This is a genomic window from Vicinamibacterales bacterium (assembly GCA_036504215.1).
Classification (GTDB): Bacteria; Acidobacteriota; Vicinamibacteria; order Vicinamibacterales; family Fen-181; genus FEN-299.
In genome coordinates, this window is record DASXVO010000076.1 from 1 (window position 1) to 26,495 (window position 26,495).

At 67.8% G+C, this 26,495-nt stretch carries 16 protein-coding genes; 9 read left to right on the top strand and 7 right to left on the bottom strand.

Going from position 1 to position 26,495, the window contains the following annotated elements:
- Positions 1-663 (bottom strand): hypothetical protein (locus tag VGK32_20360; GenBank protein ID HEY3384119.1); only part of this gene is annotated, 663 nt, incomplete at its 3' end.
- Positions 664-887: 224 nt separating this feature from the next.
- Between VGK32_20360 and VGK32_20365 the strand changes: the two genes are divergently transcribed.
- Positions 888-4,199, top strand: coding sequence for a PDZ domain-containing protein (locus VGK32_20365; GenBank protein ID HEY3384120.1), 3,312 nt, complete (start codon positions 888-890; stop codon positions 4,197-4,199).
- Between the two features lie 126 nt (positions 4,200-4,325).
- Here VGK32_20365 and VGK32_20370 read toward each other — a convergent pair whose 3' ends face one another.
- Positions 4,326-4,472, bottom strand: coding sequence for a hypothetical protein (locus VGK32_20370; GenBank protein ID HEY3384121.1), 147 nt, complete (start codon positions 4,470-4,472; stop codon positions 4,326-4,328).
- A 225-nt stretch (positions 4,473-4,697) separates the two neighbouring features.
- Between VGK32_20370 and VGK32_20375 the strand changes: the two genes are divergently transcribed.
- The 3 genes from VGK32_20375 (at position 4,698) to VGK32_20385 (ending at position 10,488) form a co-directional block, all read left to right on the top strand.
- Positions 4,698-5,846 (top strand): histidinol-phosphate transaminase, encoded by a 1,149-nt coding sequence (locus VGK32_20375; protein HEY3384122.1) that lies wholly within the window; start codon positions 4,698-4,700, stop codon positions 5,844-5,846.
- A 71-nt stretch (positions 5,847-5,917) separates the two neighbouring features.
- Positions 5,918-7,612 (top strand): serine hydrolase domain-containing protein, encoded by a 1,695-nt coding sequence (locus VGK32_20380; protein HEY3384123.1) that lies wholly within the window; start codon positions 5,918-5,920, stop codon positions 7,610-7,612.
- A gap of 107 nt (positions 7,613-7,719) precedes the next feature.
- Complete coding sequence (locus tag VGK32_20385; protein HEY3384124.1) at positions 7,720-10,488, top strand: M14 family metallopeptidase; 2,769 nt, start codon at positions 7,720-7,722, stop codon at positions 10,486-10,488.
- A gap of 198 nt (positions 10,489-10,686) precedes the next feature.
- Here VGK32_20385 and VGK32_20390 read toward each other — a convergent pair whose 3' ends face one another.
- Entirely contained in the window at positions 10,687-12,639 is a 1,953-nt protein-coding gene (locus VGK32_20390; GenBank protein HEY3384125.1) for a radical SAM protein, read from the bottom strand.
- A 166-nt stretch (positions 12,640-12,805) separates the two neighbouring features.
- Here VGK32_20390 and VGK32_20395 point away from each other — a divergent pair, with 166 nt between their 5' ends.
- From VGK32_20395 to VGK32_20405, 3 genes are read left to right on the top strand one after another with little or no spacing between them, the layout of a single operon-like run.
- Positions 12,806-14,437 carry a radical SAM protein gene (locus VGK32_20395; protein HEY3384126.1) on the top strand — a complete coding sequence of 544 codons (1,632 nt, stop codon included), beginning with the start codon at positions 12,806-12,808 and terminating at the stop codon, positions 14,435-14,437.
- 38 nt (positions 14,438-14,475) lie between these two features.
- Positions 14,476-15,966: an aromatic amino acid ammonia-lyase gene (locus tag VGK32_20400; protein HEY3384127.1), complete on the top strand. Its 1,491-nt coding sequence runs from the start codon at positions 14,476-14,478 to the stop codon at positions 15,964-15,966.
- A complete protein-coding gene (locus VGK32_20405) occupies positions 15,966-17,315 on the top strand; it encodes a class I adenylate-forming enzyme family protein (GenBank protein HEY3384128.1) in 1,350 nt (449 codons plus the stop codon). Before VGK32_20400 ends, VGK32_20405 begins: the two co-directional genes overlap by 1 nt.
- Positions 17,316-17,330: 15 nt before the next feature.
- Here VGK32_20405 and VGK32_20410 read toward each other — a convergent pair whose 3' ends face one another.
- The 3 genes from VGK32_20410 to VGK32_20420 all read right to left on the bottom strand — a co-directional run bounded on the left by VGK32_20410 (position 17,331) and on the right by VGK32_20420 (position 23,121).
- The gene (locus tag VGK32_20410; GenBank protein HEY3384129.1) at positions 17,331-18,575 is read right to left on the bottom strand and encodes an aminotransferase class I/II-fold pyridoxal phosphate-dependent enzyme; all 1,245 of its coding nucleotides are present in this window, start codon (positions 18,573-18,575) and stop codon (positions 17,331-17,333) included.
- A 203-nt stretch (positions 18,576-18,778) separates the two neighbouring features.
- Positions 18,779-20,077: a hypothetical protein gene (locus tag VGK32_20415; protein HEY3384130.1), complete on the bottom strand. Its 1,299-nt coding sequence runs from the start codon at positions 20,075-20,077 to the stop codon at positions 18,779-18,781.
- Positions 20,017-23,121, bottom strand: a complete 3,105-nt coding sequence (locus VGK32_20420; GenBank protein HEY3384131.1) for an acyl-CoA dehydratase activase — start codon at positions 23,119-23,121, stop codon at positions 20,017-20,019. The genes VGK32_20415 and VGK32_20420 overlap by 61 nt, the downstream gene beginning before the upstream one ends.
- Positions 23,122-23,335: 214 nt before the next feature.
- Here VGK32_20420 and VGK32_20425 point away from each other — a divergent pair, with 214 nt between their 5' ends.
- A complete protein-coding gene (locus tag VGK32_20425; protein ID HEY3384132.1) occupies positions 23,336-24,394 on the top strand; it encodes a class I SAM-dependent methyltransferase in 1,059 nt (352 codons plus the stop codon).
- On the top strand, positions 24,391-25,575 hold the full coding sequence (locus VGK32_20430) for a DUF2062 domain-containing protein (GenBank protein HEY3384133.1): 1,185 nt from the start codon (positions 24,391-24,393) through the stop codon (positions 25,573-25,575). Before VGK32_20425 ends, VGK32_20430 begins: the two co-directional genes overlap by 4 nt.
- Here the strand turns inward: VGK32_20430 and VGK32_20435 are convergent.
- On the bottom strand, positions 25,512-26,471 hold the full coding sequence (locus VGK32_20435; protein HEY3384134.1) for a hypothetical protein: 960 nt from the start codon (positions 26,469-26,471) through the stop codon (positions 25,512-25,514). The two genes, VGK32_20430 and VGK32_20435, sit on opposite strands and share 64 nt — an antisense overlap.
- Positions 26,472-26,495 lie beyond the last annotated feature (24 nt).

Consider the following 26,495-nt stretch of genomic DNA (forward strand, 5'->3'; position numbering starts at 1 on the left):
CACGAAGAACACGTTGCGCCGCCAGCCCCGGTCGTAGATGACCTGCAGTTCTTCCAAGATGCGCGACGGAGGCTTGGTCCGGACGACGTGCCCCAGCATCGTCGTCACGTCGCAGAACTCGCACTGGAAGGGACACCCGCGGGAGAACTGGATGTCGATTCCGAGGTACAGGTCGAAATCCAGCAGGTCGAATCGCGGCACGGGCGACGTGGCGAGGTCGGGCTTCTCGCGGGCCTCGATGACCACGCCTGACGCGTGGCGCTCGATGGCGCTCACCAGTTCGCCGGCCACAGCCTCGAGTTCGCCCTTGACCACGATGTTCGCGCCGGCGCGCAGGAACTCCTCGGGGACGTGGAAGGCCAGCGAGCCGCCCACGACGACGAGTTTGCCGTGCGCGCGCCCTTCCGCCACCGCCGCCATCATGCTGCTCGTGTGCGCCGCCATCCCCGAGACCATCACCACGTCGAACGTGTTCCACTCGTCCGGGGAGACGTCTCGGACGGCCAGTTCGACCAGGCGGTATTCCCATGTCTGCGGCAGGATGGCGGCCACCGTGGTCAAGGCGAGGGGCGAGTCCGCCAACCGCCGGCCGACCATCCGCAGCACGCGTTCCTTGGTCCAGTAGGTCTGGGTGCAGCGCGGGTTCAGGAGGAGGATTCTCATCGGGCTACGCTGAGGTCCGGTGCGAGGACATGCCTCATCATACTAGAGGCCGAGGGCGATCTGGCCGCTCGCGCACGCTGGTCCCCCAGTTCCCCAGTTGAGGTGGACGGCACCCCCGGCGTCCGTTGATTCCCGAAATCTCGCCGAACCAACATGCCGCCACCGACGTCTGATACGCTGATAGACTCTCCGTGTCTTCGGTTCCTCCAACGCCCATGCTGCCCATGAATACCAGACGATTTGCCGCCATCACCACGCTCGTGCTCACCCTGGGCCTCAGCGCCCCCCGCGGGCAGGCGCCCGAGTCGCGCCTGTTGCGGTTCCCGGCCATCCACGGAAATCAGATTGTCTTCACGTACGCCGGCGATCTCTACACGGTGCCGGCCGCCGGTGGCGTCGCGCGTCGCCTCACCAGTGACGTCGGGTTCGAGATGTTCGCCCGTTTCTCGCCGGACGGGAAGTCGCTGGCGTTCACGGCCCAGTACGACGGCAACACCGAGGTCTACCTGATGCCCGCGCAGGGAGGCGTGCCGAAGCGGCTCACCTGGACCGCCACGCTCTCGCGCGACGACGTCTCCGATCGCATGGGCCCGAACAACCTGGTCATCGGCTGGAAGGACAACCAGCACATCCTCTTCCGCTCGCGGCGGGCCGACTGGAACGACTTCCTCGGCAAGCTGTATCTCGCGAACGTGGCCGGCGGCCCGATCGAGGAACTGCCGCTGCCCCGTGGCGGCTTCGCCTCCTTCTCGCCTGACGGGTCGCAGTTGGCCTACAACCGGATCTTCCGCGAGTTCCGCACCTGGAAACGCTATCGCGGCGGCATGGCCGACGACGTGTGGCTCTACGACTTCAAGACGAAGACGACCACGAACCTGACCAACAATCCGGCGCTCGACATCGTTCCGATGTGGAAGGGAAACAAGATCTTCTTCGCGTCCGATCGCGATCAGAACTCGCGGCTCAATCTCTACAGCTACGACCTCACGTCGAAGCAGACCAAGAAGCTCACCGACTTCGCCGAGTTCGACGTGAAATTCCCGTCCCTCGGCGACGATGCCATCGTGTTCGAGAATGGCGGGTTCATCTACCGCTTCGACCTTGCGACCGAGAAGACCGCGAAGGTGCCGATTACGATTGCCGAGGACTTCGACGGCGGCCGGCCGAAGGTGGTCGATGTCAGCCGCAGCGTCACCAATTTCGAGCTTGCGCCAGACGGAAGCCGCGCGCTCTTCGGCGCGCGGGGTGATGTATTCACCGTGCCGGCGAAGAACGGGCCGACGCGCAATATCACGCGGACGTCCGGCATCCACGAGCGCAACTCGAAATGGTCGCCGGACGGAAAGTGGATCAGCTACATCTCGGACGCCTCCGGCGAGGACGAGATCTGGATGACACCGCAGGACGGACAGGGGGCGGCCATCCAGGTCACGAAGAACGGCGACGGGTACAAGTTCGACGCCATCTGGTCGCCCGACAGCAAGAAGCTGCTCTGGTCCGATCGCCAGCAGCGGCTGCTGTTCGTCGATCTCGACACCAAGGCCGTCACCACGGTGGCCCAGGCCCAGCCGGACATCGTTCGGAGCTATGCCTGGTCGCCCGACAGCCGGTGGATTGCCTACGTGAAGCCGGAGGACCAGACCGCCGGCCCGCTGCTCCTCTACTCGCTCGACACCAAGCAGGCGATCGCGGCCACCGACGGCTGGTACCCCGCGAGCCAGCCGGCCTTCAGCCCCGACGGGAAGCTGCTCTTCTTCGTGTCGGCGCGCACGTTCAACCCGACTTACGGCCAGACCGAGTTCGAGCACATCTACGCCGACATGACGCGGATCTACTTCGTGACGCTGACCAAGGACACGAAGAGCCCGCTCGCGCCGCGCAGCGACGAGGTGAAGATCAAGGACGAGGCGAAACCGGGGGCAATGGAGGCGAAGCCCACCGACGCGAAGAAGGACGAGCCGAAGAAGGACGTTCCTCCAGTCGTCAAGGTGGACGCCGACGGCCTCCTTGCGCGCATCGCGGTCGTGCCGGCGCCGGCGGCGAATTACCGCGGCCTGACGGCGGTCGGGAATCGCCTCTACTACGGGCGCGGTGGCCTTCGCGAACAGGCGGCGCTCTACGTCTACGATCTCGACAAACAGGCGGAAACGCAAATCGTCTCCGGCCCAGGCGGCTTCGAGATCTCGGCCGACGGGAAGAAGATGCTGTTCGGCACGGCGGGGCGCTTCGCGATCGTCGACGCGCCGACCGGCAAGGTGGAGGCGCGCGACTACCTCGACCTGTCCGACATGAAGGTCACGGTCGACCTCCACGCGGAGTGGCGGCAGATGTTCAACGAGTCGTGGCGGCAGATGCGCGACTTCTTCTTCGCGCCGAACATGCACGGCGTGGACTGGCCGTCCGTACGAACGAAGTATGCGCCGCTCGTCGAACACGTCAATCATCGGGCCGACCTGACCTACGTCATCGGTGAGATGATCGGCGAGCTGAACGCCGGCCACACCTACGTCGGCGGCGGCGACCTTCCGCTGGCGCCGCGGGTCTCGATGGGGCTGCTCGGCGCGCGTCTCGAGCGCGACCCGCAGTCGAAGTTCTTCCGGATCACGAAGATCCTCAAGGGCCAGAACTGGGCCCCGGCGCTTCGCTCGCCGCTCACCGACATCGGCGTGGACGTGAAGGAAGGCGACTTCGTCGTCGCCGTGGACGGCCGCTCCACCGCGGAACTGGCGGACATCTGGGAGGCGCTCGTCGGCAAGGCCGGCAAGCAGGTCGCGCTCAAGGTGAACGCGGCGCCATCCGCGCAGGGCGCACGGACGACAATGGTGGTGCCGACCGAAGACGAGCGGCCGCTGTACTACTTCAACTGGGTCGAAGACAATCTCGCGAAGGTGACGAAAGCCACCAGCGGGCGGGTCGGGTACGTGCACATTCCCGACATGGGCCCCGCCGGACTGAACGAGTTCTCCAAGTACTACTACGCCCAGACCGCCAAGGAAGCGCTCATCGTCGACGTGCGGAGCAACGGCGGCGGGAACGTGTCGCCGATGATCATCGAGCGGTTGCGCCGGGAGATGGTCCTGGTGGACATCGCGCGCAACGGCACGCCGCAGACGAACCCCGGCGCGATGATCGTCGGGCCGAAGGTGCTGCTGGCCGACGAGTTCTCGGCGTCGGACGGCGACCTCGTGACCTGGCGCTTCAAGACGCACAAGATCGGGCCGGTCATCGGCAAGCGCACGTGGGGCGGCGTCGTGGGGATCAGCGGGTCGTTGCCGTTCCTCGACGGCGGTGTCCTCAACAAGCCCGAGTTCTCGCGATACGACGTCGCTGGCAAGGCGTGGGTGATAGAGGGCGTCGGCGTGGAGCCCGACATCTACGTGGACAACGATCCGGCCAAGGAGTACGCGGGTGAGGACCAGCAGCTGGACAAGGCGATCACGGTGATCCTCGACCTGCTGAAGAAGCAGCCGGGTACGCTGGCGCCGCCGCCTCCGTTCCCGGTGAAGCGTCACGGGAGTTCGGAGCCGGGAAAGTAACCGGTGAGCAGGGGTCAGGGGCCAGGGACACTCTCCTGGCTCCTGACACGGCGGCTGTAGACCTGTCGCTGTGACGCCGGAGACGGGCACGGGGCTCCGGGCCAGACCGAGAAGCCGGCGATCGGCTCACGGCCGACCGAGGACGTCGATATTGTCCGTGACCGCGATGGAGGTCATCTTCAGCCGATTCGCCTGCCTGGCCACGCCCAGGACCGTTTCGTCCTTCGTCAACGACGCCTCGAGGGTCACGTCGCTCTCGGTCTTCTGGGGCATTTCGTGGGTCCTTTTCCCCCGCGTTCGACCCTCGCAGCACTCGGGCCACGGCGGCTGAGTGCCACCGGGAACGGGACACGACGAGCGCAGACTTCGGCTCCTGGTCACATAGACACTCGCAGCACCTCGCCGGCGCGGCCGATCCTACAATCCGGAATCAACAAGCCCAGGCGGTCGAACCCGTCGGTCTCCGCGATATACTCGGCAGGCTCAAAGGAGGTGGTGATGGCTTTGTCGAGGCGTGCTTTTGTCAGGACCCTTGGTGCCGGTAGCGCGTTCACGGCGGCGATGATGGCAGGTCGCGGCCACGAAGCGCTGGGTGCATTCTTCCCTGCCGGCTTCGTGCCCACCCTGCACGCTGACGCCGGCCCCATTCGTCTCGACAGCAACGAGAACCCGAACGGGCCGTGCCAGGCGTCGATCGACGCTATCCGCGGCGCATTCGGCGAAGCCTGCCGCTACCCGGACATCGGGCCGGCCGAGTTGCTGCAGGCGATCGCGAAGCACCACCAGGTCGCACCCGAGAACGTGCTGCTCGGCTCGGGCTCGGGCGAGATCCTGCGGATGGCGGCGTTCGCCTTCACCACGGCCGGTCGCCCGCTCGTCCAGGCCACGCCCACCTTCGAATCGCCGGCACGCGACGCCGAGCTGATCGGCACGCCGATCGTGTCGATCCCGGTCGACGCGTCGCTCAGGCTCGACCTGACCGCGATGGCGGCCAGGTCGGGTGGCGCAGGGCTCGTGTTCCTGTGCAACCCCAACAACCCCACGAGCACGGTCCACGGCGCGGCCGCCGTGAGCCAGTTCATCTTCCAGGTGTTGAAGGTGTCGCCCGCCACCTGCATCCTGGTGGACGAGGCGTACCACGAGTTCGTGGATGACCCCGGGTACAGGACGGCGCTGCCGCTGGCGCTCGAGAACCCGCAGATCATCGTGTCCCGCACCTTCTCGAAGGTGTATGGCATGGCCGGACTCCGCGTCGGCTACGCGATCGCCCACGCCGACACCATCAAGTCCATGTCTCGGTTCCGCATCGCCAACAACGTCAACGTGCTCGGCGCCGCGGCAGCCATCGCGGCACTGCCGCAAAAGGAACACGTCGCGCGCCAGGTGACGCTCAACCGCGAGGCGAGGGAGTTCACGCGCCGCGCCTTCACCGACGCCGGCTACAAGGTTGCCGCGTCGGAGGCGAACTTCGTGATGGTGGAGATCAGGCGCGACGCCAAGGCCTTCCAGGAGGCGTGCAAGCTGAGAGGGGTGCTGGTGGGCCGTCCGTTCGCGCCGCTGACCACGCATGCCCGCATTTCGATCGGGACGATGGACGAGATGCGGCAGGCGCTCGACATTGTCCGCACCGTGCTGGCGCGGGCCTAGCACGGACAGGCTGCAGCATGATCGGGGCGCGCGACATGGCGCCCCCGCCATTCACGTGAAGGGGTAACGCGATGCGCGGACGCACGGTACTTGTCGTCACCTTCATCGTCGCAGCCGCGGTGGGGGTCGTCACCGCGGCCCGCCCACCAGCCCCCGAGTCTGAACGGAATTTGTCGCGCCTCGATCTCCTGCCGCGCAGCCGCGGCTGCACTCAGGCGGCCACGCCAACTGGCCTGCCAGGCGGTTCGCAGGGATTCAGGGCCGAACCGCCGCGGTTCGCCGATCCCGCCAGGCGGCAGACGCTCGCCGGCGCCTTCGTCGAGATCGACCGCGTCGTGCGCGACTACGCCGTTCGCGCGCACATCCCCGGCGCCGCCTGGGGACTCGTGATTGACGGAGAGCTTGCGCACCTCGGCGTCGCGGGCACCCGGGAGGTTGGCAAGGAGGCCCCGGTGGACGGCGACACGGTGTTCCGCATCGCGTCGATGACCAAGAGCTTCACCGCGATGGCGATCCTCAGCCTGAGGGACGAGGGCCGGCTCTCGCTCGACGATCCTGCCGAACGATACGTCCCGGAACTGCGCGGGCTGGCGTACCCGACCGAAGACGCGCCTCGACTCACCGTGCGTCACCTCCTGTCGCACGCGGCCGGGCTCCCCGAGGACAACCCGTGGGGCGACCAGCAACTATCGGCCACTGAGGAGCAGTTGTCAGCGCTGCTGCGCGGCGGCATTCCGTTCTCCAATTCCCCGGGCGTGGCCTACGAGTACTCGAACCTCGGCTTCGCAATCCTCGGCCGCATCGTCGTGCGCGTGTCCGGCGTGTCGTACCGCGAGTTCGTGACGGCCCGGATCCTCCGTCCACTCGGCATGGCGTCTTCGACGCTGGAGCCGTCCGAGGTGCCGAAAGGCCGGCTGGCCCACGGCTACCGATGGGAAGACGAGACGTGGAAGGAGGAGCCGCCGCTACCCGATGGGGCCTTCGGCTCGATGGGTGGCATGCTCACGTCGGTGCGCGATCTTTCTCGCTACGTGGGCGCGTTCCTCGACGCGTGGCCTCCAAGAAATGGTGCCGAGAAGTCGCCGGTTCGGCGGTCGTCCCTTCGCGAGATGCAGCAGGCGTGGAGGTGGCGCCCGGCCACCGTCGGTCTGGAGGGTGCGAGTGGCGCGCCGCGCCTGAACGCAGGCGGGTACGGCTTCGGGCTTGGGATGTCCCAAACCTGCCAGTTCGATCACGTCGTCGCGCACAGCGGCGGTCTGCCTGGATTCGGTTCGTTGATGCGGTGGCTGCCCGAGTACGGCGTCGGGTTCATCGCCTTCGGCAACCGCACCTACACGGGATGGGGTGGAGTGGCCGACCAGGTCTTCGCGATGCTGGCGAAGACCGGGGGACTGCAGCCCCGTGAGGTTCAGCCCTCGCCGGCGCTGGCGGCGGCACACGACGCGGTCTCGCGCCTGGTCGTCGCGTGGGACGCCGGACTCATCCGACAGATCGCCGCCGTGAACCTGTTTCTCGACCGTTCGGAGGAGCGACGCCGAGCCGATTTCGAACACCTGCGCGCCGAGGTTGGAACCTGCCGTGCCGACGGCCGCTTCGAGGTCGTCGAGAATCCGTTGCGCGGGAGCTGGCTGTTGCAGTGCGAGCGCGGTCGCGTCCGGGCGTCGGTCACGTTGGCGCCCACGATGCCGCCGACGGTCCAGTACCTCGAGGTGCACGCTGTGCCGGCGTCCGGCGAACCACCGCGACGACCGACGTGCGGGCAATGAGGACCGAAGGCGCAGGGCTGAAAGGCAATGGCGCGCCGCCCCCACCACGATGACCAATGTCGCCCCGTCGAGCCGTATCACGAGTTGGGAGATCCAGGGAGCATCGGATGCGCATGATGACAACCGCGTTTCTTGGTGGCGCGCTCGTCGTCGCCAGCCTGGCGCCGGCGGCTGGCGTGTCGGCCGCCTCCGTCGATCAGGTGGCCGTGACCAGCCCGAAGGCCGCGCTCGGATTCAGCCTCGGCGACGACTACCAGCTCGCCAACTACACGCAGCTGTCGGGCTATTGGCGGACCCTCGATCGGGAATCCGATCGGGTCTCGGTTGTCGAGTACGGGACGACGTCCGAGGGACGCCCGATGCTCATGGCGATCGTCACGTCCCCGGACAACCACCGCAATCTCGCCCGGTACAAGGAGATCGCGCGCCGGCTGGCGCTGGCCGAGTCGTTGACCGTCGATGAGGCCAGGGATCTCGCCGCCGAAGGAAAGGCGGTGGTGTGGATCGACGCCGGGCTGCACGCGACCGAGGTGGCCAACGCGCAGGCGCTGACCGAGATGGTGTACGAGATGGCGAGCCGCAACGACGCCGAGACGCTGCGGATCCTGAACGACGTCATCTTCCTCGCGGCGTTCTCGAACCCGGACGGGCTCGAGTTGGTGGCGAACTGGTACATGCGCGAGCGGGAGCCGGCGAAGCGGTCGATGGCCGGCCTTCCGGTGCTCTACCAGAAGTACATCGGGCACGACAACAACCGCGAGTCGCTCCTGATGAACATGCCGGAATCCGAATCAATCGGCCGCGCGCTCTACCGCGAGTGGTTCCCGCAGATCATGTTCAACCAGCACCAGAGCGGTCCGGCCGGAACGGTCCTGTTCGTCGGACAGATGCGCGATCCGTCGAACCCGTTCCTCGATCCGCTGATGGCGCCCAGCATGGAACTGGTGAGCGCCGCGATTCACGGCCGCTTCGTGGCGGAGGGCAAACCCGGCGCCACCAACCGTTCGTTCGCCAGCTACCAGAACTGGTGGAACGGCGGCGTCCGGAGCACGGCGTGCTTCCACAACCAGATCGGCATTCTGTCCGAGATCTCCGGGAGCCCGACGCCGATCGACATCGCCTTCGTTCCGAAGAACCTCGTGGCCACCAACGACAACCCGTTCCCGGTCCAGCCGCAGACGTGGCACTTCCGTCAGACGATCGAGTATCTGTTGACCGCCGACCGTGCGATTCTCGACATCGCGTCCGAGCACCGCGAGCACTTCCTGCTCAATGTCTACCGCATGGGCCGGAACGCGATCGACAAGGGGAATCGCGACACGTGGACCTTCACGTCCAGGCGGCTGGCCGAGGTGCAGGCGGCGATGGCGCGGGACAACGTGCAGCCGGGCCGCTCCGGCGCGCCGGCGAAGTACGCCGCGGGCCTGCGGGACCCGGTGCTGCGCGATGCCAGGGGCTACGTCCTTCCGTCGGATCAGCCCGATTTCCTCACCGCGACCAAGTTCGTCAACGCGCTCATCAAGAATGGCGTGACGGTGCACCTGGCCACGACGGCCTTCCGAATCGGCGACAAGAGCTATCCCGCCGGGTCGTACGTCGTGAAGACCGCCCAGGCATTCCGGCCGCACGTGCTCGACAACTTCGAGCCTCAGGACTATCCGGACGACTTCGCCTATCCGGGCGGCCCCCCCGTGCGCCCGTACGACGTGACCGGATACACGCTCGCTTTTCAGATGGGGGTGCAGTTCGATCGCATCGTCGAGGGGTTCGACGGCCCGTTCGAGAAGATCGAGGGGATGGCGCGCTCGCCCCGCGGCAGGCTCGTCGGTGCCGCCCGGCCTGCCGGGTACCTCTTGAGTCACCGCCCCAACGATGCCGCCACTGCCGTCAACCGTCTCCTCGCCCAGGGGGAGAGCGTGTACTGGCTCGATGCACCGCTGCAGGTCGGTTCGACCTCGTACCCGGCTGGAACAATCTACGTTCCGGCCAGGGCTTCGACCTCAGCCGCTGTAGCCGGGCTCGCCTCCGATGTGGGCCTCAATTTCGTGGGGCTGGCATCCGCGCCCGCGGGCGCCGCCCTTCGGCTGAAACCTCCACGCATCGGCGTGGTGGACGTCTACGGCGGGTCGATGCCCTCCGGATGGACGCAGTGGCTGCTCACGCAGTACCGCTTCCCTTTCCAGGTGATCTACCCCGCGACGCTCGACGCCGGCGATCTCGCCGCCAGGTTCGACGTGATCGTGCTCGAGGACGGTATCATGCGCGAGCCGGCGCGCGGCGAGGGCGGGCAGCCGAGGCTCGACGCCGCGGGCGTCCCCGCCGAGTTCCGTGATCGCCTCGGTGTTGTCACCGACACTCGGACGATTCCTCAACTGCGCCGCTTCCTCGAAGGCGGCGGCACCGTCATCGCAATCGGCACATCCACGTCGATCGCGGGCAAGCTGGGCCTGCAGGTCGCGAGCGCGCTCGTCGAACCGGGCACCGCCAGGAGCCTTCCGCCCGAGAAGTTCTACGCGCCCGGCAGCATCCTCCAGGTCCGTGTAGACACGGCCCAGCCGCTCGCCTACGGCCTGCCCGAGACACTCGACATCTTCTACGACAACAACCCGTTGTTCCGGATCCCGCCGGATTCCCCCGTCCGCCCGGTCGCGTGGTTCGACGCCGAACGCCCCGTGCGCAGCGGGTGGGCGTGGGGTGTGACGTACCTGAAACAGGCGGTGGCCGTGGCGGACGCCCCGGTGGGGAAGGGCCGGCTCCTTCTCTTCGGGCCGGAGGTGGCGTTCCGGGCCCATCCGCACGGGAGCTTCAAGTTCCTGTTCAACGGCTTGTTCGTCGGCGGCGCGGAGCGCGTGACGCTTCCGGCCCGGCGGAAGTGAGGCCGTGTCGCGCTCTCGACTGGCATGCGACAGGTTGGATGCGGCCTGCCTGGGCCTGGGCGTGGCGGCTCTTCCGAACGGCGCCGACGGTGTCCGACAATGCTCATGACGTCAAGCGCCGCCGGAGACCGTTGATGCGTCCTGTCGTCACCGACCGACGCTCGTGGCGATCCTGGTGCGCTTAGTGGTCTCGACGGTTCAGCGGTGCGGGGCCGGGGGCTGGCACGGGGCAGGAGGCCAGACGCCGTGGCCGAGTTCCGTGCCCGGTGCGGCTTGGGGCCGATCGGCCGGGCAGGCGCCGGGGCCGAGCGTCGAGTCCTCCGGCACGCTCAGCGCGGCCGGCCGGCTGGCGACGGGCAGCGGGACCTTCTTGTTGGGACTTGCGTAGACCTCGTGCCGCCCGTGCTGGCGGTGCCAGTCCGCCACGCTCGGGTTGCAGCGCATGCCTTCGACGATCTGGCGCCAGCCGATGCCCGTGTTGTAGGCGCAGAAGGCGATCTCGCCGATCGGCGTCGCATACGGAATCAGGCACATCTCCGTTCGCTGGAAGTCGTACGTCCACAGGTCCTGGAACCACATTCCGGCGACGAAGAGGATCAGCCAGTCATCGCCCTTGCGATTCTGGTTGTCGGTGGCCCCCATCTTGCCCCCCAGGGCCCCCCCGCTCTGCTTGTCGAACTTCTTGATCAGGTCGCGCAGTTGGAAACCGGCCGGCGCGTGGGCGGGGCGGTAGTTGCGGAGCAGCGCCAGCGCGCTCTGGATCTTCGTCAGCGCCGGTCCGCGTTTCGAGCGCGCGATCACCGCGGCGTCGGCGAAGAACCGCTCGACGTCCAGCATGCGGGGCAGCGGCGCCCACGCCTTCGTCCGCTTGTTCACCATGAGCGCGGTGGCGACGCCGCAATCCGGGTGGCAGGCGCACTTCAGGGTGCCGAACTCCGCGGCCGGACCCTTGATCAGATCCGTCAGGTCCGCCGCCACCGCCACGGCCGACAGCGGGAACCAGTCGCGCATCGGCTCGAGCACCCCGGTCTGGTTGTGCACGTCCTCGACCAACTGCGACAGCGTGTAGCGCTGGCGCGCCTTCCGTGCCTCGTCGATGTTCTCGTCGCGCCCGGTGAACGACACGGGCTGGAACGCCACGAAGCTGACCTTGTCGGCATTCTCGACGGCGAACTTGATGATGTGGCCGACCTGCCGGTCGTTGACGGTCCTGACCACCGTGACGACCAGAACGACGTCGATGCCGGCGTTGTAGAGATGCTCGATCGCGCGGAGCTTCACCTCGAACAGGTTCGGCACCTTGCGGTGCGCATTCGCGTCCTCGCCGACGCCGTCGAACTGCAGATACGCGATGCGCAGGCCTGCCTCGGCGGCCCGCTTCGCGAACTCCGGATCCTGCGCGAAGCGGATGCCGTTGGTGGCGGCCTGGACGCTGAAGTAGCCGACCTTTCTCGCGTAGGCAATCGCGTCGAGGAACACCGGCGACAGCGTCGGCTCGCCGCCCGAGAACTGAATCGAGATCTGCCGCTTCGGCCGGATGGTCAGCGCGTTGTCGATGAGCTGCTTGACCTCGTCGAACGAGGGTTCGTGCACGTACCCCACCTGGTTGGCGTCCATGAAGCACGGGTCGCACATCATGTCGCAGCGGTTGGTGAGGTCGATGGTCAGGACGCCTCCGCGGCCGTAGCGGATCGAGGACGCCCCGTGATTGTGGAGCCGGTCGCACGACGAGTCGAAGTCCCGGCCCAGGAACAGGCCTTCGATGCGCCGGGTGAAGGCGGCGTCGGTCGACAGCGTCTCTTCGAACGTGCCGTGGATCGCGCAGTGCTTCTCCAGCACGATGTGGCCGTCGCGGTCGACAATGCGCGCGGGCACCTGGCCGGCATCCGAGGTCCGCAGGTCTTCCAGGCCGACCTCGCCCGCCGCGATGCGCGTCCGGAGATCCCGGACGCAATCGGGACACAGCGACCGGGTGTCCCGGGGCAGGGAGAACGGCGCCGACGCCGAGCGGGCGGCGTTGGACGCGCCAGGTGGCGCCCATGGGGGGGGCTGCCTCATCGCCGGAATCAGGCGGTTTCCCGCCTGAAACAGGCGCCACATGCCGCTTGCCGCGCGCGTCAGCAGGTTTTCCCAGAACTTGGAACCGGACATCGTGATCGCCTCGCCGCCGTCGAGATCGGACCGCGTATTATATCGTCAGCAAGGCCCAGACCCAAACCGTTCGCGATCCTGCCCGCCAGATTTCCGATCGCGGCCGGCCTTTCGGCATCCGCCGAACTGGTCTAGAATCAAACGCCCGCTTCCTTCTGGGGACCCGATGAAGGTGTTGCTCATCTCGATGCCGGACCGGCATCCGTACATCGCCAAGCGCGAGTACGAGGCGCCGTCGCTCGGCATCTCATCGATTTCCGCCAACCTGGACCGCCGCCACCAGGTGTGGATTGCCGACCTGTCGGTATGCAAGTGGAGCGTCCGTTCCTCCGTGCGGCGCTCGGTGCGCAAGTTCCGGCCGGACATCGTCGGCCTGTCGGCGATGATCTTCCAATATTTCACGGCCCGGCGCATCGCGAGACTCATCAAGGAAGAGTTCCCGGGCACGCTGGTCGCCCTGGGCGGGTACCACGCCACCACGATGGGCCGAGAACTGGCGGAGAGCCCTGAGGCAGAGGCGCTCGATTTCATCTGGCGGGGCGAGGCGGACCACGGATTCGGCGAGCTGCTCGACGCGCTCGAGGGGCGTCGCGACATCGAGTCGGTCGCCGGGCTGTCGTACAAGCGCGGGGGTGTGTTCCACCACAATCCGCCGCGGCCGCTCGAAGACCTGTCGACGATCGCGCTGCCCGACCGCGACCGCCGAGTCTACGGGCACTACCACTACTACTTCAACAAGACCGACGTCATGGAGACCTCGCGGGGTTGCCTGCAGCAGTGCAACTTCTGCTCGATGACCCAGATGTACGGGCCGACGTTCCGCAAGTACACGGTCGATCGCGTGCTCCAGGACGTGCTCGACATCGCGAAGCCGCGCGGTGTGCGGCGCGTGGGCCACGCGCTGATCCTCGACGACAACATCACGCTCGACGTGCCGCGGTTCATGGACATCTGCGACGGCATCGCATCGCTCAAGACCGGCATGCAGTTCCTCGTCCAGGCCAGCTGCGCGGGCATTGCCAAGGACCCGGCGCTCCCGCGGAAGATGGCCGACGCGGGCGTGACCATGGTCTTCCTCGGCATCGAGAACGCCTCCGAGGAGAACCTGCGGCAGATGAACAAGGGCCGGATCATCGACGTCACCAGGATTGCGGTGACCCGGCTGGCCGATGCGGGCATCATCGTCACCGGAGGGCTCATCACCGGGTTCCCGGACGACGATGTGACTGCGATCCGTCGCAACTACGAGTACTTCGCCGGCCTCGGGATCCGGACGGTGCTCGACCAGATCATCACGCCGTACCCCGGCACCGAGATGCGGCGTCAGTTGCTCGACGCCGGCCTCATCACCAATTTGTACGACTACAAGTGGTACACGGGGTACTGGCCGCAGGTACGGACGCGGCACCTGACGTCGAAGCAACTGCTCTTCGAGAAATGGAAGGCACACCGGGAGATCATCGACGACTGGCTCGCCGACGATCAGTTCAAGAAGAACTACCCGTACTGGTCGCTCATCTGGAACCGCCTCCTGCGCCCGGTCATCCGGATGAACGAACGCCGCATGTGCTGGATGTACGGCGAGAAGGGGCGCTTCAAGCGACAGATGGTGCAGTGGGCGCAACTCAACGACTACTTCGGCGACATGGTCATCGACGAGGGGTTCTTCGACCCCGACGTCGAGGCGCCCGCAGGCATCGGCGACCCGGATGCCGTGCTCGACTTCGGCCGGGCGCCGTACAAGGACGCGAACGACGAGCCGGCGATCGTTCGCACGGCGACGACAGGACACGCGTGACGACTATGGGAACTCAAGCAGCGACTGACAAGGCTATCGTGCTCGACGACCGCCAGGTCTCGTTCGATTCGGTCGTGCAGGCGGCGGTGGACGGACGGAGCGTCGAGTTGGCGCGCAACCGAGCGTGGCGCCGGCGGCTCGCCGCGAGCCGCGAGGTTCTGGAACACGCCCTCGACGCCGGTCAGACGGTCTACGGCGTCTCCACGGGCGTCGGCAACAACTCGTCGCGGGCCGTCGACCGGCAGAACCAGATCGACTTCGCCATCTCGGTGATGGAGCAGCACGGCTGTGGGGTCGGCGACCCGTTGTCCGAGGCCGAGGGGCGCGCGGTCACGTTCGCACGTCTGGTGAGCCTGACGAAGGGGCTGTCCGCGGTTCGGCCGCCGTTGCTCGACGCGCTCTGCGCCCTCCTCAACCACCGCATCACCCCGGTGATCCCGCGGTGGGGCTCGGTCGGCGCGTCCGGAGACCTGACGCCGCTGTCGTACGTGGCCGCGGTCCTTGCCGGGCAGCGCAAGGCGTACTACCGGGGCCGTATCGTGGACGCCTCGCGCGCCCTGGCCGCCGAAGGCCTCGAACCCTGGGCCTTCGGTCCCAAGGAGACGCTGGCGATCATGAACGGCACGTCGGTCATGACCGCGGTGGGGATTCTGGCGGTGGCGCGGTTCGAACGGCTGATCGAGCAACTCGAAGGCGCGTCGGCGCTCGCCACCGAAGTGCTGCTCGGACGGTCGCAGGCGTTCGACCCGCTCGTGCACGCCGCCAAGCCGCATCCGGGGCAGATCGAGACGGCCAGACGCGTCCGCCAGGCGCTGCGCGGCAGCCGGCTGCTGGATCCGCCGCACAAGAACGGCCGTCCCGTGCAGGACCGCTACTCGATTCGCTGCGTGCCGCAGGCCGCCGGGGTCGCCCGCGATGTCATCTCGTGGGCGCGCCAGGTCCTCCAGATTGAACTCAACAGCGTCAACGACAACCCGTTGGTAGACCCGGAATCGAAGCAGATCCTGTTCGGCGGCAACTTCTTCGGCGGCCATCCGGCGGTCGTGATGGATACGGTCAAGATCGCGGCGGCCTCGATGGCCGACCTGATCGACCGGCAGTTCGCGTTGCTGGTGGACGAAGGCCACAACATGGGCATGCCCGAAACGCTCGTGCCGTACGGCGGCTGCGGCGTCAAGGGGCTGCAGATGACCTGCAGTGCGCTCACTGAGTTGGCCGTGCAGCGGTCGTTCCCGGACGCGGTTCTCTCGCGGTCCACCGAGTGCGCCAACCAGGACAAGGTCAGCATGGGCCTGCAGGCGGCGCTGCACGCGAGCGAGATCATCGGCCTGGTGGGCCGCTCCCTCGCCACGGAGATGATTGCGCTGTCGAACGCCGCGGCGCTGCGCGAGGAATCGAGGCTGTCGCCGGCCGGCCGCGCCCTGCTGGTGGGTGTCCGGAGGCGGTCGGCGGTGCTCGTCCGCGACCGTCCGCTCGACGTCGATATCGAGCGGGTCGCGCGCTGGCTGGAGGCGGGCGGGGCGAGGTGATGACGACCGAGCCACGGGCGCTACGGCTTGGGGCAGAGCGTCTGGCAACGACCTTCGCAGGTGACCCCGACCGCCCCTTCCTGCGCGAGGGCGGCGAGGTGTGGACGGTTGGCCGTCTGCTGGCGTACGCCGCGGACGTCGACCACCGGCTCCCTCGAGATGCCGGACCCGCGGTGGGCGTGCGGAGCCATTCAGCCGCGTTCGTCGTGGCATCGCTGCTCGGTCTCTGGAAGTCGAACCGCCTGCCGCTGCTGATCGATCCGTCGCTGGCGGCCGAGCCGTCCGGCCTTCGAAGCTCATCCCCCCGGATGCCCGTGCTCGCGCCGGCGGGTGTGACCGACCCCTGGGCCGACGTCCTCGTGGCGGAAACAGGGGGCGGGCTCCTCGATCCACACCTGCCGTTGGCCGACGAGGCCGAAGTCGGGTTCTTCACATCCGGCTCCACCGGCGAGCCGAAGATCGTTCGCAAGAGGGCGTATCAGCTCGGGGAACAACACGCGATGGAAGCGCCCTGGCTCGGCCTGAGCGGACCGATCTCGGTGCTGTGCCTCGTGCCGGCGTTCCACATCCTTGGCTACATCTACGGTTTCTCGACGCCGGCAGCCGGCGGTGGCGTCACGACGTTCTCGCGCGGCGCGTCGCCTCAGGCGTGGGTCGAGCACATCGCGGCCGAGCAGCCAACGCTCATCATCGGCGTGCCTTCACACTATCGGCTCATGGCGCAGGTGTCGGGCCCGTCGCTTCCGCGGGCGATCTATCTCTGTTCCGGCGGACCCCTCGACCCTGCCGTCGCCGCGGAGTTCGAACGTCGGGCGGGGACGCCGGTCCTGCAGGTCTATGGATCCACCGAGACGGGCGGCATCGCCACGCGCCTTGGCGCCGGGCCCTGGCGCACGATGCCCGGCCTGGCCTGGGAGCGCCGCAAGCTGGATGGACGGCTGCTGATCACGTCCGCGTGGCAGGATCGGCCGCAGGAGTGGTACTGCACCGACGACGTCATCGCGTCAGATGGAGAGACGTTCCGCCTGTTGGGGCGCGCGGACTCGATCGTGAAGATCGGCGGCCGGCGCTTCTCGACCGGCGAACTGGTGCAGGCGGCGCTCACCGCGCCCCACGTCGAGCAGGCGCACGCCGTCGTCTACGACCGTTTCGGCGAGTTGGCCGTGGCGCTCTTCGTCGTGTCGCCACGGGACGCCGTCGTGACGCCGGCCGACGTCCGGACGTTCCTCGCCGGCCGGCTCGCGCCGTTCAAACTGCCGCGGACGATCCAGGTCGTGAACGAGTTGCCGACGCGCAGCATCGGCAAGATCGACGACGAAGCCCTGCGCGAGAGCCTTTCCCGGGGATGAGGGCCTCCGAACCGTTTACGCCTTTTTCAGCAACTCCGTTCTGACCCTCCGGCCGATCCGCTCGATTTCATGGTCCGCCAGCGACTCGTACACGGGGACTTGAACAGCGGTCGCCGCCTTCTCGGCGCCCACGGCCTGCAGACCCTGCCAGCCGAACAGATCCATGTGCGTGCACACGTCCACGTGCATCGGCGCCACGTCGACGCCCCGCCGGATGCAGCGCCGAACGAGCTGTTGATAGTTCGGGACGTAGGGGCAGTACTGGTAGTAGACGTGCGTCTGCCCCTCGGGTATGCGCGGGACGCTCACCCCGGGGAGATCCCCGAGCATCTCGTCGAACACCTTCGCGTGCCGCCTGGTGCGCTCGATGAATTCGGGCAGCCGCTCCAGTCCGGCGAGTCCGAGCGCCGCCTGCACGTTCGAGAACTTGCCGCCGTAGTGGGCCGGCAACGGGTCGAGGCGCTCCACTTTCTCCCAGAGGAAACGGTCAGGCTTCGCGTCGAGCCAGGACGTGACCCACCAGATCGGGAACCCGGAATACGTGAACACGGTCGGCCGGATAAAGGTCCGCTGCCACCAGCCGACACGCAAGACGCTCTCCACGCGCTCTGCCGTGGGCCAGGGTTCCGCCTCGGCGTACTCGCCAACGCGCCGCGCCAGCTCGGCGTCCCGCATCCAGGCCAGACCGCCACCGAAGGTGTTCAGCGGCTTGAAGGCCTGGAAGCTGAAGAAGCTGGCATCGCCGAACGTGCCCACCATCTGGCCGCGATAGGTGGCCCCCAGCGAATGCGCACAATCTTCGATCACCTTCAGATCGTGACGGCGGGCGAGCGCGAGGATCGGATCGAGATCGCAGGAGAGCCCGTAGAGGTGCGTGGGCAGCACCGCGCGCGTGTTGGGAGTGATCGCGCGCTCCATCGCCGCCGGGCTCAGGGTGAACGTCGTCGGGTCGATGTCGGCGAACACGGGTTTCAGGCCCGCCACCCTGGTGATCTCCGGGACCACCCAGAACGTGAGCGCGGGCACGATGATCTCCGAGCCCGGCGGGAACTGCATCGACTTCAGGATGTCGAGAAGCGCCATGCGTCCATATTCCAGGGAGACCGCACGCACGTGCCCCTGGCCCAGGAAGCGGGCAAACGCCTCTTCGAAGGCCGCGATGTGCGGTCCCTGAACGAGTTGCCCGCGTTGGCGGCAGTCCCGGATGATTTGCGCCGAGTCCGGTACCATCCGCATGCCATATCGCGCGATCGCCGCCATGCTGTCGCCTTCCTTCCCGTTGTGAACTGCCAGTACTCCCGTGTCCAACCAGCCCGCCACGGTCCCGAGGGCGGACCGGTCGAGACCCGTTTGGGGACACTGACGGCTTGGGCGCCAGCCGGAACTGGCCGGATCCCCCGATCGACACTCGCGGCCCTGTCCGGGCCCGCGCTCGGTTCAGTATCCACGCGCTGAGAAGCGTGTCAAGCCAGCGGCCGACGGATGCTCTTTCGCTGCTGGTAGCTGCGGGCGAGGTCCATGTAGACGCCGAGGTCCGCTTCGAGGTCCTGCGGCGTGCCGTCGAAGTAGAGCGTGCGGATCGGCAGGCCGTTCAGGTCTCGTGAGACGCGAGGATACACGGCCTCGCAGACGATTCCGTTCATGCAGGTGAAGGGGCTGATGTCGATGATGCCGTCAACGCCCTTTTCGGCCAACTTGATGGCGCGACCGACGCTCAACACCATCTCGCCGAGCGCGCCGTCCACGGGGAGGTATGGCTGGGCGGCCTGGACGACCTCCTGCACGTCAGGTTCTTCGTAGCCTCGAAACTCCTCCTCGAACGGCTCGAGCAGCACCTGCTCGTCGTGATGCTGGACCCGTTCGCGGACCCAGGTCGTGGCACCTTCGGTCGAGATGAGCCGCCCGTGCAGGCGAAGCTTCCGGTAGGTCTCCGCGACCGTGTACCAGATCCACTCCGTGATACCCGACAGCCAGACCTCCGCGCCGGCTTGCTCGAGGCGACGCACGGCATCTTCGTTCGAGAACGTGTTCAGCCTGCAGAAGATCTCGCCGACGACGCCGATGAGCGGGCGCGGCGTGGTCCTGCGGGTGTCGAGTCCGGCGAAGCGAAGGCGACAGCGCACGAGAGACGCCCGGAGCGACAGCAACTGGCCGCGCGGCGATGAAGGACCGTGCTCGACGGCGTTGCAGATGTCGTCGAGGCATTCCTCGAACGTCGCATCGGCCGTGCCGAGTCGTCGTTCGTACGGACGGTGCCGCAGCAGCAGCTTCTGCAGGATGTCGGCGGCGACGAGCATCCGCCACGCGGTGCGGACGAACGGTCTGGCGAGTGTGCCGAGCCCGTTGTACGCGTTCTTGCTCGTGGGCGACAGCACCTCGACCTGCGGAAAGCCGTTGGCGTCGAGTAGCTGCCGCATGTACGACGAGTACTGACCGAAGCGGCACGGGCCGTCGGCGGTCGGCAGGAAGAAGACCGTGCGCGCGGGGTCGGCGTCCTCGCGCTCGAGGACCCGCATGAAGTCGCCAACCGTCACCTTGGCGGGGAAGCACTCGTCGCCCGAGGTGTAGCGTGCGCCCAGTTCGCGCGTCCGCGCGTCCGAGGGCGGCGTCAACGCCGCCTCGACGCCGAGCGAGCGGAAGCCCGCCGCGAACGCCCGCGCGCTGCCGTACGCCATCGGGGGGATGTAGACCTTCTTGCCCGTCAGCGGGTGGGCGCCGTTTCGGCTGCTGACGCGCCGCCCTGGGTCGGCTCCGGATAACATCGCAGGATGCCCTTGCTGTCGAGGTAGGCCTCGCAGCGTGTCAGGTAACCGGCGTCGTTGCCGTGGCCGTCGAACTGCAACACGAGCAGCGGCGTGCCGGCGGCCTGCCGGGTGAAGTACTTGATGTAGGAATCCGGCCCGCACTTGAAGTTCGAGATGTAGATGATGTGCAGGTTCGGGCGAGACGCGACGAGGCGAGCCGACTCGAGTATCCGCTGGCCCGACGTCCAGTACATGTTCGCGTGCAAATCGTCGATCGACTCGCGGCCCGTCACGAGGAAGTCGAGCGGAATGACGTTGGCCCCGTAGTGCCGACGCAGCTTTCGCGGGATGTCGCAGTTGATGTTCCGGTCGTAGATGTTGTACGGGCGTCCGACGAGCACGAGGCCCGGCGCGTGCGCCCGGTCGAGCGCGTCGAGCGCCCGCCGGCCGGCGTCGAGCAGGCGTTCCTGGAACTGCCGCTGCGCGGCGTAGGCGGCATCCACGGCGCGATCGCTCACGCGGCGGTCGATGCCAAGGTGCTGCGCCATCTCCGCCACCGACCGCTTGATCGATTCGCGCCCAAGCTGGAAGTGCAGGCTCGGCGCCAGGATGCGGCTTCCGACGGCCTCGAGGCGGGGGGCCGACCGCAGCACGTAGGGCAGCGTCTGCGTCCACGGACAGAAGTGCGCCACGCACGTGGACTCCTCGTGCGCCTCGTTGTCGAGCATGTTGGGGACGAGCACGTAGTCCACGCCCAGCTCGAAGAGCGACAGGACGTGCCCGTGGGCCACCTGCACCGGAAAACACGGCTGGGCGAGCGCCAGTTCGATTCCCTGGCCGGCAATCGCCCGGTCGGTCGGGCGCGAGAGGACCGGTCTCAGGCCGACGGCTGAAAAGTAGGCGTGCCAGAACGGGTACCGCTCGAGCGTGGCCATCGTCCGCGGGATGCCGATCGTCAGCGGGCCGGGCGAGATCGAGTCGGGCGTCTTGAGCGACTGGCCCGTAATCTCCTCGAGCACCTGGTCGCGATACTCGAGCAGATCGTCGATGACCGGCAGGCGCGCCGCCGCGGCGGGCCGCCGGTAGCGATCGGAGCACTTGTCGCCCCAGTAGCTCTTCTGGCCGTCGATCGTGAATTCCTTGATGTCGCACTCGTTGGAGCACGCGCGGCAGACGAAGTCGCGCGTCGTCCGGTCGAGCAGCGTCAGGTCGTAGCCGCGGAAGCGGGTGGATCCCTGTCCGGCGCGGTGCCAGCCGCGCGCGATGAGCGCCATGCCGATGGCCCCCATCACGCCGTTGTAGGGGGGCACGGTGATCGGCTTGCCGAGGATCGCCGCGAACGCAGCCGCGACCGCGTCGTTGTAGGCCGTGCCTCCCTGGAAGTAGATGACGTCGCCAATCCGGCGCCCGCGCACGACGCGGTTGAGGTAGTTGAGCGCGATCGAGTAGGCGAGCCCCGCCACGAGATCCGGAATCGGCTCCGCCTTGTGGAGCCACCCGGTCACGTCGCGCTCCATGAACACCGTGCACCGCTCGCCGAGCTTGGTGGGGGACGGCGAGGACAGCGCCAGCCGTGCGAATTCGTCCTTGATGTCGATACCCAGCTTCTCGGCCTGCTCCTCGAGGAACGAACCGGTGCCCGCGGCGCACGCCTCGTTCATCGTGAAGTCGACGACGACGCCGCCCTCGATGGCGATGAACTTCGAGTCCTGCCCCCCGATCTCGAAGATCGTGTCCACCGGCGGGCCGCCTTGCGTCGTACTGACGTGCACCGCGCCGGTCTTGTGGGCGGTGATCTCGTCGTTGACGACGTCCGCGCCGACGAACTCGGCCACCAGTTCCCGCCCGGACCCGGTCGTGCCAACGCCGGCGATGGCCAGGCGGGGTCCCCAGGCCCGTTCGAGTTCGGTCAGGCCCTGCTGTACGGCTTCGACCGGCCGTCCTGACGTGCGCAGGTAGCTGTCGAACACGACCTCGCCCGTCTCGTCCACGACCACGAGGTTGGTGGAGACCGAGCCGACATCGATACCCAGGTAGCCCCGAATCGGTTGGCCGCCTGGCGCCGGCGCATACCGTCGGACGCGGTCGCGCAGCAGCACCACGTTGTCGAGCGTGAGCGGCGTGCCGTCGAAGGGCCGCTGCTGGCCGGCGTGCTGGTGCAAGCGGTGAATCTCGCCGAACGAGCGCTTGTCGGTTTCCTCCGCCTCGAGCATCGCCGCGCCGATGGCGCCACACCACGCGTAGAGCGGCGGCACGACGAGTTGCGAGGCGTCGAGGTCGAATGCCTCGCGCAGGGCCTCGACCACCCCGTCGTTGCAGGCCACGGCGCCGATGAACAGGACCGGTGTCTGGACCGACCGCCCCTTCACCACGCTGCTCTTGAAGTTCTGCGCGACCGCGCGGCACAGACCGCGGAGAATCTCCGCCGGCGAGCAGCCTTGCTGCTGCGCGTGAACCATGTCCGACTTGGCGAAGACCGAGCAGCGCCCCGCGATGCGGGCCGCCGTGGTTGCGGTCCTCACGACCGCGCTCATCTCCTCGACGGAATAGCCGAGCCGGGAGGTCTGCTGATCCAGGAACGAACCCGTGCCCGCCGCGCACTCGCCGCCCCGGTCGTAGTCCGCGATCAGGGCCGGCCCTCCGGAAGCCCCGCGTTCGAGGCGGAGATAGCGCGAACTCTCGCCGCCAATCTCGAAGACCGTGCGGGTATCCGGGTAGAAGCGGGCGACCATGTGCGCGGCCGCCTTGAACTCGTTCTCGAAGTAGATGCCGAGAAGACGCGCAATCGTGCGGCTGCCGGAGCCGGTCACGCGAATGCCCTCGATGCGCGTCTCTGGCACCGTCTCGTAGAACGCCTGGAGCAGGTCGTAGGTCGCCTGGATGGGGCTGCCCGCAATGCGAACGTAGTGCGACACGACGAGCGGCCTGGCGCCGGCGCCCACCCACCGGAATTCGGCGTGCGCCGCGCACAACGATTCGAGCAGAGGGCGATCGCCCGGTGCGCCGAGCGCAGCGAGTTTCAGGCCGATCGCGCCGATGTCGAGCCCGATGTTGATGGCCAAACCGTCGCCCTTCCGCTCGAGGGTGCTGGATAGACAGACGCCCGCCAGACATCCGGCCGGGAAGAAGGGGGGGTGGCCGGTAGCCGTCGAGTGCTCGGTGGTGCCCGAGCATTCTATCGCACCCGCCCTCCCCGTGCTATTATGCGGCGTTTCAGCCGGTTGACCGCCGTGCGCGGGGCCGGAAGCCCCGCCGGAACTGACATCAGCAACAGCGATGCTCACGACGTCCGGCCTGCCTGGCTTTGCCGTGCAGCGCCTTTTGACCGATCGACTCCTGGCGTTCGTCGAGTGCAGCGGCATTGCGCGCCTGCTGGCGGGGCGTCGTCGCTTCACGCAGGATGACGCGATGGCGATGCTCGCCGACGAACTGGGCTTTGCGGTCCGCGATTCGATCCGCGCGCGGATGGTGCATGTCCTCCTCGATTTCCTGGACGACTGCGAATACGTCCGCACGGAACCGGACGGCACTCGGCGCTGGAACCTGTCGGCGGTGCCTCCCTGGCACCCCAGTGAACACGAGGAACACGAGATCTGCCGCACGTTCGACGGTCAGATGGAGTTCTTCGGCCAGTGCCTCGCCTACGTGGGGCGCTTCCTGGAAGGTGCGCCCCCCCTGTTCGACTTCGCCGGCACCTCCACGAACGCATGGGAGCGGCTCCTCGGCAACGGCGAAATCGCCTACGCCCGCTCGGTGCTGTCCCGCCTGCTGCTGCCGCGCGCGGTCGAGGGGGCCCGGATCCTGGTGCTCTGTTACGGCCCGGGGTTCGACCTGGTCGAGATCGAGCGGCGCCGGCCCGACGCCCGAATCACGGCGCTCGACTTCACGAACGCGTTCTTCGACGTGGCCTCGCGGCGCCTGACCAGGCCCGAAGCCGTTCGATGGGTGGACGGATCGTCGTGGAAGGGCTTCGGCTCGCCGCTTCCGTTCGACGACGGCTGGTTCGACGTGGTGTTGTTCGCGTGCGCCGATCCCTACATTCCGCCGGCCGTGCGCGTCTTGGCGTACGAGGACATCCACCGTGTCATGCGGGCGGGGGCCGTGCTCGGCGTGCTGACGCACAGCTATCCCGACAAGGCGAGGCTCGCGGTCGCGGAGTCGTGGATTCGCCGCGGGACGTACTGCCACGACTTCCTCGAGAGCGTCTGCCAGGGATGGCAGGGCTTCTACGACGCGGCGGCAACGCGTGCGCTGTTCACCCAGGTCGGATTCGGCCTCGACGTCGTCACACTCAACGCGTCGGTGTGGCGGCTCCAGAAGCCAGGGACCCGGTGACCCGCGACGAGCGCCTTCCTGGCCGCGCTCCGTTCGGGGCGGGCCTGTTCACGCGCTATCTCTACAGACTGCGAACGGAGGGCCGCGGCCGCGGCCGCCAGGCTGCCGCGATCGGCCTCGGCGTGTTCATCGGCTGCCTTCCCGTGTTCGGTCTGCATTTCTGGATGTGCCTCGCGGTCGGATCCGTGCTTCGGCTCAACAGGTTGAAGCTGTACTTCGCGGCGAACGTCTCGAATCCGTTGATGGCGCCTCTCATCGTCTTTTCCGAGATCCAGGCGGGATGCCTGGCCCGGCACGGCACGGTGTACCCCATTACGCTGGCGGCGCTGCGTGCGGTCGACCCATGGTGCTTCGTCGCGGATCTCGCCGTCGGCAGCCTCATCGTCGGCGGGGTGCTCGGTGGGCTGGCCGCAGGGGCCACGTGGATGCTGACCGGTCGAGCGTTGGCCGGTCACGAAGACGAGCTCATCACGGAGGCCGCCGCGGCGTATCTCGGATCCGGCATCCTGGCATGGGAGTTCGCGAACGGCAAGCTGCGAATGGACCCCGTCTATCTCGACGTGATCCGCAACGTGCCGCTGCCGGATCGAGGGCGGATTCTCGATCTCGGCTGCGGACGGGGCCTGATGCTCGCGCTGCTGGCCGCGCATTACCGCCAACGGGCGGAGGGCGCCGGATCCGTGCCTCTCCACGGCATGGAGTACCGTCCGCGCATGGTGCGTCAGGCCCGCGGCGCGCTCGCCGATCGGGCGACGATCGACCAGGCCGACCTCACGACGTGCGATGTGCCCGCGTGCCGCACGGTGCTGCTTCTCGACGTCCTCCACTGTCTGCCGGAGGCCGAACAGGAGGCGCTGCTGTGCCGCGCGCGCGACGCCGTGGAGGCGGGCGGCCTCCTGATCGTCCGGGAGGCGGACGCCGGGGCCGGCTGGCGCTTCACGCTGGGGCAGGTGACGAACCGTGCCGTCGCGATCCTGCAGGGGCGATGGGGCCGGCGGTTCTACTTTCGGAACGCGGACGATTGGGCGCGGCTGTTCGAACGATGCGGGTTCGTTCCGGAGATCGCCCCCCTGGGGCAGGCCACCCCGTATGCCAACGTCCTCGTCTGGGCTCGCCGCTACGCCCCGGACACGGACCGCGCGCTCGGGAGCGCCGCGTCCTCGGTCGAGTCCCGCCAATAAGGGTAGAACTGGTACCAGAGGTGCGGGTACTTGCGGACCTGGACCTCGAGCGCCGAGGCAAACGCCTGCATGGCCACGCGGACGTTCACGTCTCGATCACCGGTCCGCGGCACGTAGATGGGGTCGGACGAGAATGCCGTGTAGCGGCCGTCGGCTTGCCGCAGCACGAATGCAGGCAGCAGCGGCGCGCCGGTCATGTAGGCCATGAGCGCCGGGGTCCGCAGGAAGCCGACCTTTCGGTCGAAGAAGTCCACGTCCACGCGGTCGCGGCCGAGCGCGCGGTCCGGCAGCATGGCGACGATCCGGTTCTCCGACAGCAAGCGGCGGATTCGCAACGCCGTGTCCGCAGCCTGTCGAACCTCGAGGCTCTCCACGCCAATCGACGCGCGCAGGGCCCTGCGCATGTCGTTCACGGCCGGGTCGGTCTCCGGGAGGCCGATGACGGTGAGCGGGTAGTCGTAGAAGACCCGCAGCATCACCCCGCCGAGTTCCCAGTTGCCGAGGTGGCCCGCCAGCAGGAGCACGCCTCGGCCCTCGGCCAGGACGCGGTCGAACCCGCTGTCGTCGATCATCCAGCGCGACAACTGGCCCTTGGAGAGGCGCAGCCCACGGAGGAAGTCGATCTCGTCGCGGGCGTAGCTGCGGTAGGTGCGCAGCGCGAGCGCGCGCAGCTCGCGTTCGTCGTAGTCTGGCCTCACCACGCGCAGGTTCTCGACGAGCGCGGCGGTCGTGTCGTGGAGCAGGCGATAGGCGAGCCAGGTGGCGACGTGCCCGATGGCCATGCTCAGGTGGCGGGGCATGCGAGCCACGCCCCAGCAGGTCAACCCGTACACGGTCCTCGTGTTGAGGCCGTGCAACTGCCACTGCACCCGCTCCTGTTCCCGCGCACGCTGCATCGTGGTCCCCGCTCCGCTCCGGCA